Here is a 12,435-nt window from a genome sequence, read left to right on the forward strand (position 1 = left end):
ATTTTTTGATATAATTACTTACGGGAAACGGGAAGATATTTATTTTCCCTTGTGTTTTTATTTGCATCTAGTACTTTTGCTAGATGCCTTTTTTATGTTAAAAAAGGCACCCTCATATATTTTGAGGATACCTTTTTCATCCATTTAGTGCATTTCAATAATTGTACCATCTTCGAATACTTTGAATACGCCAGTAAATCCTGCTCCAGCTGCTCCTTCTATTTTATATGTCGTACGCACTCTAATTTGATAATATTTCTTTCCATTCTCTACTTGCGTATTCTCTAGCGTGTAATCATAGTCTTCTTTATATTCATTTTTAATATATTCTTTCGCTTTCTCAAAAGTAAATGCATTTGAGTTCTTTCCTGTTTCTACTTTTTGGTTCTTTTCTGTTTCTACCTTTTGATTTTTTTCTGCTTCAGTTTTTTGAGTCTTTTCTGTTGCTACCTTTTGATTCGTTACTGCATTTGTTTTTTGTGCCTTCGCTGCTGCTTCACTCTTTGCAGTTTTTTCTTCTTCATTCATTTTAGTAACTAATCCTACTGCTTTTTTATTATACTCTTCAAGGTTCTTGTTATCTTTTATTTCCGCAACTAACTTATTTAATATCTCTTTCGCTTCTGCATAATTTTTCTTACTTATTAACTCTTCACTTTTCGTCAATTGCTCACTGTACTTCTTTTTTTGTTCTAAGATGGCTAGTAATGCTATTCGTTCTTCCTTGGCCTGCTTTATAAGAGTAGTATTTCCATCCTTCATATTCTCTACTTTTTCAAATGACTGAATTGATTCTTCTATCTTTGTTTCTTCTTTTAACTTCACTGCTTCCATCATGATTTTCGTTTGTTCTACAAGCCCCATTACACCTGAATCATCTTTTTTCTCATCCAGCGCTCGTTCAAATGATGATAAAGCATTTTTATATTCTCTATTCGTTAACGCGGTCTTCCCTGCATCTATTTCTTTTTCAAAATCTCCATTATTACATCCAGCTAACATGAAAAAAGTAATTCCAATTCCCGTTAATAACTTCCTCATTTTTCTCCCCCTATGTGTTCCTAAAACAAAAACAGTATATGTATAAAAATCTGTGTAGTAATTAGACTGAAAGTAAAGATGTACTTTGTGTGTGGGAAAGGAAGTACATTTCATTTACTATCATTACTTAAAACTCCCAAATAGTTGGTAGTTGGTTTTCTTCTTTTAAGACAGAAAGGAACTTTAATAATGTGCGTAAAGCTCTCACCAGGCTCTTTACTACACACACTCTTATACACATGGAAAAACTATTTTTAGGTTGCTATTTTTTTAGCTTTACATATTTTCGTAACACAAATAAAAACAAAAGAAAACAAACCGTAACATAAGTTACCGTTTGTAACTTTCTCGTAACACAAATGTAACATAAGAATTTTTAATACACAATAGTTTTTTTACATTATTTTCCCCACCTTCTATCTTTTAAAACGTTAATCCGGTTCAAATCCTTAATGTAATACGTATTTTCATAACAATTACGCCAAAAAAAGAGGGAATTTACATTTCTAAATGAAAAAGTACAAAGTTATTATTTTCGGATGTTATAAATTTCTTAAGTTGAAGGATATAAAAATGAAAAAATACGCTATTCTTTCCTATAAGCCTACAGAAAGAATAGCGTATTTTTCAAAAATGAGTTCTTTTATTAAAACGCTTTGGTTCTATATCACAATTAAAAGGGCAATCAACGCTAATATAGCTGGAAGCCCTTGTTTCACAATAATTGATTTATTAGATGTGAATCCGCCGAAAAGAGCTGCTATAACCACACAAATTACAAAAAATAATTGAACCATATAGCCAATTGGATTGAGGCCAAGTATAAGTCCCCAAATGAGACCAACGGCTAAAAACCCATTATATAAACCTTGGTTTGCAAACATAATAGCTACGTTTCGATCTCCTTCTAAATGCTCCGGTAATTGAAAAGCACGTTTTGCCACTTTTGAATTAATAAAAAACATTTCGAGGATCATGATAAATAAATGTTCTAATGCTACGATCCCGACTAAAATAGCTGCGATGATTTCCACACTATTCTGCCCCCTCTACTCTCTAATATCAAATTTATACTATTTCCAGTGTGCAATTCTATCAACAAAGAGATGGTATGAAGCACATCCTTTGTCCGCCGCTTTACCGACAGATAGAAATATAACTAATACATAGCACTCTTTTTCCAATCTAAAGGTTACAGCTATACTTTCCTCTGTATAGCCCCACTGGATTTATATCATATCCATGTGCACGTGCTGTCATCAACTGCATGGAGACAATTAAAATAGCTTCACTAGTTTTTTGGACTGGAAGCTGTTCAAAATGTGCATGCTATACTTTTACTTGTCTGTTTTTTAACTCTTGCAACATGGAGCCTAGCTCGAAAACATTTACATATATTCCCTATACATTTTCTTTAATCTTGTATCTTATAAAAAATATTTGATGTATCAATAATTGATACATCAAATAATATACATACTTCTTTTTAGTTTTGCAAGTTTTCTTGCTTAATTCGTTTATTTTGTTCCGCCAACTTTAAATCAATTCAAAATCTCTGTTCACATCTCTAAAAACTATAATGTTTTTTAATACATAAAAGGAGTCAGCTGTATCGTCAAATTAATAATTAGTTGTCTCCAAAGACGAAAACTTTATTTCTTTTTTATTTTATTGTTTTATCTTATAAAACGACGTTAATTCTTTCATCATGGCAAAAAAAAATGTTATTACTCTTGTCAAATTGAGTAATAACATTTTTATTTAACAAATTTGCTTCCAACTAGCATCCTTCACATCTTCACGAGTCGGATTTCTAACTGATTTCACAAAAGCTTCCTCGCAAGCACCAAATGCAATGAAGTTTTTCTGTGCTTCTCTTAACGAGATTTCATTTGCCCCGCCTTCAAAGTCAGGATCATTAAACTGGACCTCATCATCTTCCCAATAACATATGCTGCAAATTTCATATGTACCTGGTGGTTTTTCTTCTAGTGTTTTATACCCACAGCATGGACATGTATATTTCATTCTGTCGTTCCATTATTCATTTATTTTTTCTCCCATATATTTCGGCCCATAAAGAATGTAACAGCGCAAATCATAGTTATTACCATGAAAGTAGTATTAGAATCTTCATATGTAGTTGGAATTCCAACCGTTACAGAAACAATAGTAAAAGCTAAAAGTAAATATAATAATAAAGATAGAATATAGCTTAGTTTAAATCGTAAAATGATAAATCTAAACAATAGCTCACCAAGTAGACAGCCACCTAAAATAATAGGTACTCCGAAATACAATGTAAGGACTCCCATTTGCGCAGTAGATTGAATGATCTTACCAATTATGTTCGGGGAAGTCATCTCATCATTTCTTCCCACCCTATCAAATAAATCAAGTGCCGTTGCTGAAATAAAGAAACTTAATATAGAAAATGAATACGGTATTAAAAATTTGCTCACTCTCATTCACCTCGCTTTTCCTACCCCCTATATTATTCATTATTTTCACATAAAGTGAAACTTTAATCGGTGGGGGGGTTCATCCCCCACCGATTATTAGTTGAACCAATCGGGCTTTTACGGGCAGTTGATCCCGCACCTAACTTCTTTGCTTTTGCTGAATTTTGAGGTGGGGATCTTACTGCCCGTTAATGCGGGATAAAAAAATAGCCCGTCTTCCGCAAAAGACGAGCCATTCTATTTAATCCTCACTTAATTCCTTCTTATACCAACCCTGCATTCTCTCCGCATCTTCTACTCTCGTATGCTCTAATTTATAATTCGATGATGCGTTAGAGAATTTATACGTACATAAATCCGCTCGGCGCTGGAAGTATGATTGTGTTTTTTCCATTGATTGGATGTGTCTTCTTCTAACAAGTCCTGTATATTTTCCGATGCTGCGATATACAAGCGTAATTTGCTCCCCGTTTACACCATAACCATTTGTTTTAAATGTTGCGTATCCAAGTATAAAGATGAGAATCGCGAGTGGAATTAATGCCCACATGATGAAGTGCTTTTCAGAGTATATACTTATTCCAATAAGTGGGATTGCTAGCATAGTGAAGAAAATGAAACTATCAATGAGATAGCGGCGTAATGCTGCTTTTGGTAATGAAATAATGTTTGTATTCAGTTCGTATGGTAATTGTAAATGTGCGAGTAACTGTTGTACGCGATCTTTTCGAATGATTGGGTGCAGCGTAACTTTTTCTTTCTCGTCATCCATTCCCTTACTTTGAATCACTTCTACTTGCACAGCACAATAACCGAATGGCTGACGTAAAACACTTTCTTTTATCGTAATACCTTGAATGCGATGTAACTTTAGGACGAGTTCTTTTTTCTCAAGTAATCCTTGTGAAATGCGGACTTCGTCATTTCTTCGATTCACTGTAAAATCTCCATGTTTTAACGCGTAACCAATTGTCGATATAACCCACGAAAGGACGAGCAAAATAGCTATCATGAAAATCCAGCCATATATATCATGTTCCATTACATACGACTTTACGCTATTCTCTATCCATTTCGGAATGTACTCATCTACTTGGTGATATACGAAAAAGATTAATGAGAATAATAATCCGAACTGACCAGATGTAACAGACGCTAGCAAAATTTCTTTCCAAGTTAATTTATATTCTGTCGCTTGTTTTTCTTCTGTAATGATTTCTTTTTCTACTGTATTTTCTGTTGCTTCGTCTAACGTTTCTTCTGCTTTCACTTCTGGAGTTGGCTCATTTAGCATGGCAATAAGCTCTGTTGCTTCTTCTACTGTAATACCAGCTAAGCTAACTTCTGCATCGTCGCCCCCGCCAGCTGTTTCAATTTGAATTTTCTTTAAGCCAAGCATTTGATATAACACGTTAGAACTTGTATTAATCGTTTGGACACGTTCTTTATTTAAGTAGCTCTCCTTTTTCACAAAGAGCCCTTGTTTTACATGTAATACGTTATTTTCAACCCAGTATGTTGTGTAATACCATTTTTCAAACACTGAAAAAACAGTGAGTAAACCGAATGCAGCGGGAATTAAATACCAAAACGGGAATTTTCCGTTTAAGCTAAACATGAAAATAATGAGTGGGATAAAGTCTGTTATTTTTAATTCTAATAACATCGTGATTGGATGCTGCCTCTTATACATCCTCATCACTCACTTTCGCTAATTCTGCGATTTTCGTTTTCAACATTTCTGCTTCATACATCGTTAAGCCTGGGATGCTGTGAGAAGTTGCCGCTGTTGAAATGTGTAATTCTGCTAATCCATATTTTCTCATAATTGGACCTTGTTCAATCGTCACGTGCTGTACACGAATCATCGGTACTAATACGCGCTTTACGACGAAAAGACCGTGCTGAATTTCAAGTTCTTCTTCATTTAATTGATAACTGTAATAACGTTGACGTAGTTTCGGGAATAAAAAGTACGAAAATGGTGCGAACGCAACTGTTAGCCCAATCATCACATATAAAATCCACGCCCACCAATCAAACTTTATCATGAGGAAAAGGTAAGCTAACATGACGAGAATACCGATTCCTTCTTCCATTACAGCCCTAACTTTCCATACCTTGACCATGTCAGGGTGAATTTCATTTTTCAATGGATCCATGTAACCACTCCGAATCTATTAATCTAATATACGAATACTCTTAATCTATATTTTACATAACTTTACAGAAAATTAGTATTTATTCTTCTTTATCTTTCTTCTCCGGAATAAAATATCCGAACCAAAGTAACCAAATGAAACCGATTAGTTTCATCCAACTGCCATCCGTTTGAAAAGCTTCTATCATACCTGGAATTTTATAAATCCCAATGAATCCAAGAAAACCGAGCCACCAGTTTTTTTGCATTTTCACTTTTATTCCTCCTTCATAACGTTTTTCACATTTCGAATCCAAATTTCTTTATACTTTAACTGGAACCCCATTAACATGTAATTACTCATATTATCGATCACGAGCGCTAACGTATGCGCGTTTTCTTCTGTACCATGTTTTGAAACAACGCCAAGTTCCACACCTCGCTTCAATAAATCGTGGAAACCATTTAAGAAATCTTCTTGTATTTCAAATAAGCGTTTCTGATACTTTTCATTTCGCGATGCAGTTACAATGAATTCATTTATAACGCGTAATATTCCTTCTTGCCCTTCATACTCAGAGAGCATATGTAAACCATCTGAAATTAACTTTTCTGCAAAGTTTTCTTTCGTATATTGTTCTTTATCGAAATAACTCACGAAATGATACCCAGAAAAAATTTCTTCAAATAAAAAATCGACTAACGCTTCTTTAGAAGAAAAATGATAATAAATAGCCGGTTTTGAAATACCTACCTCTTTCGCGATCATGGAAAGACTCATCTTCTCAATGCCGTGCTCTGCCATAAGTTTAAATGATGCCTCTACAATGTTTTGCGATGTTTGTAAATTCTTTGTCATACTGTACCTCACTTATTTTTACTTACCGGTCGGTAAGTAAATTATAAAATGAAATGAAATGATTTGCAAGTTAGTTAACGCTGCAGAAGGAATTTATTGGTAAATACAGAAAATATAAAGTGAAACTTTAATCAACACTCACCAATCGGACTTTAATGGGCAGCCCGACCCCCACCTAACTTCTTTGTTTTTGCTGAATTTTGAGTTGGGGGTCTTACTGCCCATTAAAGTGGGATAAAGTAAAAGCGACATATAACAATAAGGAGGATATTCCTATGGGACTTGGCGGTAAAGGTGGTAGTGGTGGCACTGGCGGCGGTGAAGCTGGACAAGCTGGTAAGAGTGGATTTCCATTCATCGTTGTACTCTTCATCGTATTGATTATTGCCGGAGTTAGTTATATCGGCTTTAACTTCTAAAAAAGCATCCTAAATCACAATTTAGGATGCTTTCTTTTTAATTCCTATTTAACAATCGCATACGATAACAATTCATCGTTACTTCTCCGAGTCTTTGCAGTAATTGATAGTTTGCATATGCGCCGACTGGGGCACCGATTATTGGTACGAGCTGAAGCATTTTTGCTAAATCGATATAGTCTCGGTACTCTGTTTGGAACTTTTCCCAGTCCATATGATTTTCTTCTTCTGTATCCCACGTTTCGATTGCTTTCCATATTTCTTTTCGGTGGTCGTCACTGGAAAAGGCAAGCTGAAAGACGTGAAGAATAAAAAGACGCTCTTCTTTGTTGCTCGTATCAAATCCGTACAACGTTGCTGCATCGAATAAAAATTTAATTTTAATTCCGAGTAAAAGCGGAAAGTCAGCAAGGCCAAGGAGAATACCGCCAGCTCCCGTCCCTGCTCCTTCTGCCGCTGCTATTTTTTTGTACTCATCCATTTTTTTACGTACTTCGTCGTCCCGTCTTTGCAATGACCAGTGCGTCTCTTTTAATTTCGGCTTTATAAAGTTTGATCCGGCACTAATCGTTTGCACCATCATCCGAATCGTTTCCGTTAATACTTTTTGCACTTTCGCCGGAATAAGCTGTTGTACTTTCGTCTGCACTTTCTTTGAGAACCGTGTCATCATAGAAGAATCTTTCATGAATGTAGCTTTCCACTGCTCCAATTCTTTTATAACCTTCTCTTCATATGTAATCATAGGTTCATTCCCTTCAATTTAAACGCTCAATACGTTTCGCTCCGTATCGATAAACGAAACCGATACTAAATACTATGCTTGCGACTAGTAAAATTCCCGTCATCATGAAATCTTTCGTCGCAAGAGCGAATATAGCTGTAAATACAACGCTACCGGTAATAAGAATTGCATTTAATAAAGTAAGAAAATCTTTCTTCTTCTCTTCTTCCCCTACCGGATACAAATCAAGCCAAATTTTCATGCGGTGATGCTTCCATAAAGTTAATAGCTGATAACCGATTAAGTATAGGAAGATAAAGCTTACGATAAATCGTCCATATAAAAACGGAATGAAGTAAAGAATAACTCCGCCAAGAACTAGCAGGCGCATATATAAACCGAAATAGTTACCAGATCGTAAAAATGTTCTCGTATATAAGTATAAATATGTACGCTTCTCACCAATCATCGAAAGAATGAAATCGAGCCATTTTCTCCGTGCTACTCTTTCTTTTAATGCTGGTACATCAACGAACATATTCGCGATGCGGTACAGCAGCATCATCTTCTTACCTTCTTCAGAAATTAAATACTCCCAGTTTAGCTGCTTTCTCTTCACCATTTGATGCAGCAGCACAAGGTATAACACCATGAGAAGGACGATTCCACCAATAAACATAACGGAAGTACGCTCTACAAGGAAATAAACAAATAAGCCGTTTAAAATAAAACGAATGAACCAATCCGCTCTTTGTATATTTTGGTCTGTTAAAAATGACTTTTCCCACGCTACGAATAAGTTCCACGCTTTTACGATGACAAACGCGAGTACAATCCATATGTAAGCCGCTCCTGTTTGCTTCATTTGCTGGAAGTATAACGGAGCAAGCGCTGCCGCTACGATTGTGACTATGTATAACTGAATCATAAACGTAAAAAGAAACGCCTTTGTAAAGTATGGTTTTAATTTTTGTTCAACTGGCAGCAAGTAAACGAGATCCGCTTCTTTTAATAACGTTTGAATGGATCCGGCCGTTAATACAAGTCCAAGCAACACTGCCATAACGAACGCCGCCGGAAACGAAGGTGTTAACGTTTGTAACCATTGCTGGTAATAGTACGCTCCTGCGCCGATGATGAATACGAAAATAAATTTCAAATGATCATTAAATACGTATTTACTATATGTACGAACTTCTTTTAGAAAGTGACGAAATCGTTCTTTCCATAATGCTGTGCTATTCATAATCTTCTTCCTTCGTTATTGCAATATAAATATCATCTAGCGTTGCACCTGGCATATTAAACTGTGATTGCAGTTCAGATAATGTTCCCTTCGCTCTCACTTCACCTTGATGCAGAATAATGAATGAATCACAATAACGCTCTGCTGTCGCTAAAATATGTGTACTCATTAAAATGCCCGCGCCGCTCTTTTTCATTTGATCCATCATTTGAAGGAGTGATTGAATTGCTAACGGATCAAGCCCAACGAAAGGTTCGTCCACAATGTAAAGAGATGGCTCCACTAAAAACGCACTCATAATCATTACCTTTTGTTTCATCCCTTTTGAGAAATGAGACGGAAACCATTTTAAACGATTTTTCATGCGAAATTCTTGTAATAGTTGTCCTACGCGTTCTTCATATTGTTTTTCATCTACACCATACGCCATCGCTGTTAACTTCAAATGTTCTTCTAGCGTTAGCTCATCATATAATACTGGTGTTTCTGGGATAAACGAAAAACTAGAACGGTACGCTGTCATATCGTCACGAATTGTTTTCCCATTAATTGTGACAGTTCCTTTTTTCGGTTCCATTAAACCGATAATATGTTTAATCGTCGTACTTTTACCCGCTCCATTTAAACCGATTAAGCCGACAAGTTCGCCTTTATTAACAGAGAACGAAACATCTTTTAGTACAGGTCGTTTCGTATATCCTCCTGTAACATTTTCTACACGCAATAACTCGCTCATACGACACCACTTTCTTCATTTATATTCGTTCTATATTCATCTTACCAAAAATTACGCTGTACTACATAGTATCGATGCGTTCAAAAAAAATTTAAATTTGTTCGCATATATTTTTACGAAAGCGGACATCATAATTATTGAAGAAGGAACACATTGAAAAAGCAACCACCTATTGATGAGTACAACAACATAGTGAAGTCATCATGAAATGGGGTGTCCATGTTGGACAAAGAAATTTACACATAACCAGATCATTTGTTTCATTTTCGAAACGGGGTGTCTCCGAAAGAGCATATACTGTTTTAAAAAATAAACAATTTCATTTTATAAAAGATTGCAATTCATTTCACTTGAAAATGGGGTGTCTGCGGCAGAAACTTTAGCCGATTTACCGTGCATTTCTTAAATAAATGAGGTGTCTGCGAAACGTAAATTACGATAATGCTTTTTCAATCCCTCTTCAGAAAACAGGAAGCTGAGTCAGCTTCCTGTTTTTCGTGTTTGTTCTCTTATGTAATTATGGTAAAATACGGCTAAGGCTACTTGAAAGGATGAGATCAATGAATCATACAGCGGATAATTGTATTTTTTGTAAAATTATTGATGGGCAAATCCCTTGCTCAAAAGTATACGAAGATGAACATGTGCTTGCATTTTTAGATATTAGTCAAGTAACAAAAGGACATACCCTTGTTATTCCAAAAGTTCACAAGCAAGACATTTTTGCGTTAACGCCAGAAATCGCATCACACATTTTTTCTGTCGTTCCGAAAATCGCAAATGCGATTAAAGCAGAGTTTAATCCAGTTGGCTTTAACCTACTTAACAATAACGGCGAGAAAGCTGGACAAACTGTGTTCCACTTCCACCTTCATTTAATTCCACGCTACGGTGAAAACGATGGTTTCGGTGCTGTTTGGAAATCACATCAAAATGAATACACAATGGAAAATTTACAAAACATCGCAAGTACAATTGCAAATAGTGTGAAATAGTGACACTATAATAAGAAGTAATACATAACAAGCCAATTTCCTAACGTGATTAAATATTGCACGGCTTGTTTCTTCACTCAAGATGCTAGGGAATGTGCACCGCACACTTTTCTTTCCCTTGTCTTAAAGATATGCATATTTTTTCACATCATGAATACGAACAAAAAATAAGGAGGTCTCCTTTTATGTCAAAAGCTAAATCCTTTATTACAGGTGTCATTTGCGGCGGAGCAGTTGCTGGACTAGCCGTTCTTTTCTCTACTCCTTCTTCTGGCAAAGCAATGCGCGGTAAGTTAAAAGAAAAAGGAAATGATATTAAAAAGACTTTAGCTGATATTACAGCTGATACAAAATTATTAAAACGTCAAATCGTTGAAACTGCTTCAGAAGGTAAAGAAGTGTTTCAAGAATTAAAAGAAGATATGCAAGATACAATTTCGAACTGGAAGCAAGATATTTCTCAAAACAAGCGACACATTGAGAGAGAGATTTTGGACATTCAAAAATCAATTGAGAAACTACAAGAAGCTGTTCCGGAAAAAGCGTAAACAAATTCCTGCTTAGTTTTTTGCATATAACAAATATTTTTTATATAAATTGACCTTAACACGGCATATCACACAGATATGCCGTGTTTTTATGCATTTACAATATATGTTATCAATTAACATGTATGGACAACACATGTATTCGCGACTCATAAAACGCTTCCATAGTTATGCATGATTTGTATAGAATGTCATTTTTCCGAAAAATTTTCACAATTCTTACAAAAAGACTTTATTAATTTTTATTTTACTGGCATAATAGATAGTAATGAAAAAGAATGTTAAAGTGGGTGAGTAAATGAAAAGTGGAGAAAAAGATTACTCGGTAAAAGAAGCGATGATTTTCAGCCAACGCATTGCTCAATTATCGAAAGCGTTATGGAAATGTGTAGAGAAAGATTGGCAACAGTGGATTAAGCCTTACGATTTAAACATTAATGAGCATCATATTTTATCAATCGCTTATCATTTAAAAGGGGCTTCTATTTCTGAGATTGCTAAGTTTGGAGTTATGCACGTATCAACGGCGTTTAACTTCTCGAAGAAGCTGGAAGAACGCGGCTATCTTGTATTCTCAAAAAAAGAAGATGATAAACGAAATACGTACATTGAGATTACAGACAAAGGGGAAGAATTACTACTTCGCTTAATGGAGGAGTATGATCCTGAAAATAACTCTGTATTTAATGGGGCTCTTGCACTTCGTAATTTTTACGGTAAATTCCCAGAAAATATCGAACTTATCGCTATCTTGCGTAACATTTACGGACAAGACTTCATCGATATTTTTGAGAAATCATTAGAGAATATTGAGGAGAACTTTACGGAATCCGATCAGAAGTTAGTTAAGAAGTAATCTATTTATTTTTTCGCAATCATGCTTAAGAATTCATTCATAAGCGGCTTAAATAAACCTTGTTTTGCTAGCGCTTCCGCAGTTTCGTGTACTTCGAGCTGATGTGGAAGCGCTTCTTTAAATTGATCTAACAGCGCATCGAACAAAAGAAGCCCTTCTGCCTTCTCCACTACATATTGCTCGTTCAGTATTTCACAAAGATTTAGTATACGTTCAATATCTTTTTTACGAGCTTTTTTCTTTATGATCAAAGAATAAAATGGACACTTTTCTTCATCAATCATTTTAAATAGTAGGTCTACGTAGTATTCAGCTTGTTCTAATCTTCTAACAACGTCCATTTTCTCCCTCACTTTCTAACACAAAGTCTTCTATTTCTGAATTTTATAACACGAACAAAATATCGTAT

The 12,435-nt window shown here is 35.2% G+C and carries 16 protein-coding genes and 1 pseudogene; 4 read left to right on the forward strand and 13 right to left on the reverse strand.

Translation table 11 applies throughout. The features are described from left to right. Positions 1-144: 144 nt before the first annotated feature. The 9 genes and pseudogenes from ACZ76X_RS09015 to ACZ76X_RS09055 form a co-directional block, all read right to left on the reverse strand. Complete coding sequence (locus ACZ76X_RS09015; RefSeq protein WP_479850236.1) at positions 145-1,041, reverse strand: hypothetical protein; 897 nt, start codon at positions 1,039-1,041, stop codon at positions 145-147. A 662-nt stretch (positions 1,042-1,703) separates the two neighbouring features. Beyond that, the gene (locus tag ACZ76X_RS09020; protein WP_479850237.1) at positions 1,704-2,075 is read right to left on the reverse strand and encodes a DUF1304 domain-containing protein; all 372 of its coding nucleotides are present in this window, start codon (positions 2,073-2,075) and stop codon (positions 1,704-1,706) included. A gap of 39 nt (positions 2,076-2,114) precedes the next feature. Beyond that, positions 2,115-2,439: pseudogene (locus ACZ76X_RS09025) on the reverse strand (nitroreductase family protein); the annotation flags it as partial. Between the two features lie 363 nt (positions 2,440-2,802). Beyond that, positions 2,803-3,069, reverse strand: a complete 267-nt coding sequence (locus ACZ76X_RS09030) for a CPCC family cysteine-rich protein (protein ID WP_479850238.1) — start codon at positions 3,067-3,069, stop codon at positions 2,803-2,805. A gap of 20 nt (positions 3,070-3,089) precedes the next feature. Beyond that, positions 3,090-3,503, reverse strand: coding sequence for a hypothetical protein (locus tag ACZ76X_RS09035; RefSeq protein ID WP_479850239.1), 414 nt, complete (start codon positions 3,501-3,503; stop codon positions 3,090-3,092). A gap of 241 nt (positions 3,504-3,744) precedes the next feature. Further along, positions 3,745-5,196: a PH domain-containing protein gene (locus ACZ76X_RS09040; RefSeq protein WP_479850240.1), complete on the reverse strand. Its 1,452-nt coding sequence runs from the start codon at positions 5,194-5,196 to the stop codon at positions 3,745-3,747. Continuing rightward, on the reverse strand, positions 5,189-5,665 hold the full coding sequence (locus ACZ76X_RS09045; RefSeq protein ID WP_098270137.1) for a PH domain-containing protein: 477 nt from the start codon (positions 5,663-5,665) through the stop codon (positions 5,189-5,191). Before ACZ76X_RS09045 ends, ACZ76X_RS09040 begins: the two co-directional genes overlap by 8 nt. A gap of 79 nt (positions 5,666-5,744) precedes the next feature. Continuing rightward, positions 5,745-5,918 carry a hypothetical protein gene (locus ACZ76X_RS09050; RefSeq protein WP_321197838.1) on the reverse strand — a complete coding sequence of 58 codons (174 nt, stop codon included), beginning with the start codon at positions 5,916-5,918 and terminating at the stop codon, positions 5,745-5,747. 2 nt (positions 5,919-5,920) lie between these two features. Beyond that, a complete protein-coding gene (locus tag ACZ76X_RS09055) occupies positions 5,921-6,502 on the reverse strand; it encodes a TetR/AcrR family transcriptional regulator (protein WP_479850241.1) in 582 nt (193 codons plus the stop codon). 275 nt (positions 6,503-6,777) lie between these two features. On the opposite strand from ACZ76X_RS09055, the gene ACZ76X_RS09060 reads away from it, so the two are divergent. Then, positions 6,778-6,921, forward strand: coding sequence for a YjcZ family sporulation protein (locus ACZ76X_RS09060; RefSeq protein WP_479850242.1), 144 nt, complete (start codon positions 6,778-6,780; stop codon positions 6,919-6,921). Positions 6,922-6,958: 37 nt separating this feature from the next. On the opposite strand, the gene ecsC is transcribed toward ACZ76X_RS09060, so the two are convergent. From ecsC to ecsA, 3 genes are read right to left on the reverse strand one after another with little or no spacing between them, the layout of a single operon-like run. Further along, positions 6,959-7,666: an ecs operon protein EcsC gene (gene ecsC, locus ACZ76X_RS09065; protein WP_242242278.1), complete on the reverse strand. Its 708-nt coding sequence runs from the start codon at positions 7,664-7,666 to the stop codon at positions 6,959-6,961. A gap of 13 nt (positions 7,667-7,679) precedes the next feature. Further along, positions 7,680-8,891: an ABC transporter permease gene (locus tag ACZ76X_RS09070; protein WP_479850243.1), complete on the reverse strand. Its 1,212-nt coding sequence runs from the start codon at positions 8,889-8,891 to the stop codon at positions 7,680-7,682. Then, on the reverse strand, positions 8,884-9,627 hold the full coding sequence (gene ecsA / locus ACZ76X_RS09075; protein ID WP_479850244.1) for an ABC transporter ATP-binding protein EcsA: 744 nt from the start codon (positions 9,625-9,627) through the stop codon (positions 8,884-8,886). Before ecsA ends, ACZ76X_RS09070 begins: the two co-directional genes overlap by 8 nt. Before the next feature lie 560 nt (positions 9,628-10,187). Between ecsA and ACZ76X_RS09080 the strand changes: the two genes are divergently transcribed. The 3 genes from ACZ76X_RS09080 (at position 10,188) to ACZ76X_RS09090 (ending at position 12,026) form a co-directional block, all read left to right on the forward strand. Next, complete coding sequence (locus ACZ76X_RS09080; RefSeq protein ID WP_001016840.1) at positions 10,188-10,622, forward strand: HIT family protein; 435 nt, start codon at positions 10,188-10,190, stop codon at positions 10,620-10,622. Between the two features lie 185 nt (positions 10,623-10,807). Beyond that, on the forward strand, positions 10,808-11,170 hold the full coding sequence (locus tag ACZ76X_RS09085; protein WP_306187058.1) for a YtxH domain-containing protein: 363 nt from the start codon (positions 10,808-10,810) through the stop codon (positions 11,168-11,170). Positions 11,171-11,468: 298 nt separating this feature from the next. Then, positions 11,469-12,026 carry an HTH-type transcriptional regulator Hpr gene (locus ACZ76X_RS09090; RefSeq protein ID WP_000834920.1) on the forward strand — a complete coding sequence of 186 codons (558 nt, stop codon included), beginning with the start codon at positions 11,469-11,471 and terminating at the stop codon, positions 12,024-12,026. A 5-nt stretch (positions 12,027-12,031) separates the two neighbouring features. Here the strand turns inward: ACZ76X_RS09090 and ACZ76X_RS09095 are convergent, their stop codons facing one another. Then, on the reverse strand, positions 12,032-12,367 hold the full coding sequence (locus ACZ76X_RS09095; protein ID WP_479850245.1) for a DUF1878 family protein: 336 nt from the start codon (positions 12,365-12,367) through the stop codon (positions 12,032-12,034). Positions 12,368-12,435 lie beyond the last annotated feature (68 nt).

The organism is Bacillus sp. BC05(2025) (assembly GCF_056725905.1).

What these genes read in the sequence shown, in the direction of transcription:
- ACZ76X_RS09015 (WP_479850236.1), bottom strand. Translation starts at nt 1,041, where the DNA reads ATGAGGAAGTTATTAACGGGAATTGGAATTACTTTTTTCATGTTAGCT.
- ACZ76X_RS09030 (WP_479850238.1), bottom strand. Translation starts at nt 3,069, where the DNA reads ATGAAATATACATGTCCATGCTGTGGGTATAAAACACTAGAAGAAAAA.
- ACZ76X_RS09040 (WP_479850240.1), bottom strand. Translation starts at nt 5,196, where the DNA reads ATGTATAAGAGGCAGCATCCAATCACGATGTTATTAGAATTAAAAATA.
- ACZ76X_RS09045 (WP_098270137.1), bottom strand. Translation starts at nt 5,665, where the DNA reads ATGGATCCATTGAAAAATGAAATTCACCCTGACATGGTCAAGGTATGG.
- ACZ76X_RS09055 (WP_479850241.1), bottom strand. Translation starts at nt 6,502, where the DNA reads ATGACAAAGAATTTACAAACATCGCAAAACATTGTAGAGGCATCATTT.
- ACZ76X_RS09060 (WP_479850242.1), top strand. Translation starts at nt 6,778, where the DNA reads ATGGGACTTGGCGGTAAAGGTGGTAGTGGTGGCACTGGCGGCGGTGAA.
- ecsC (WP_242242278.1), bottom strand. Translation starts at nt 7,666, where the DNA reads ATGATTACATATGAAGAGAAGGTTATAAAAGAATTGGAGCAGTGGAAA.
- ACZ76X_RS09070 (WP_479850243.1), bottom strand. Translation starts at nt 8,891, where the DNA reads ATGAATAGCACAGCATTATGGAAAGAACGATTTCGTCACTTTCTAAAA.
- ecsA (WP_479850244.1), bottom strand. Translation starts at nt 9,627, where the DNA reads ATGAGCGAGTTATTGCGTGTAGAAAATGTTACAGGAGGATATACGAAA.
- ACZ76X_RS09080 (WP_001016840.1), top strand. Translation starts at nt 10,188, where the DNA reads ATGAATCATACAGCGGATAATTGTATTTTTTGTAAAATTATTGATGGG.
- ACZ76X_RS09085 (WP_306187058.1), top strand. Translation starts at nt 10,808, where the DNA reads ATGTCAAAAGCTAAATCCTTTATTACAGGTGTCATTTGCGGCGGAGCA.
- ACZ76X_RS09090 (WP_000834920.1), top strand. Translation starts at nt 11,469, where the DNA reads ATGAAAAGTGGAGAAAAAGATTACTCGGTAAAAGAAGCGATGATTTTC.
- ACZ76X_RS09095 (WP_479850245.1), bottom strand. Translation starts at nt 12,367, where the DNA reads ATGGACGTTGTTAGAAGATTAGAACAAGCTGAATACTACGTAGACCTA.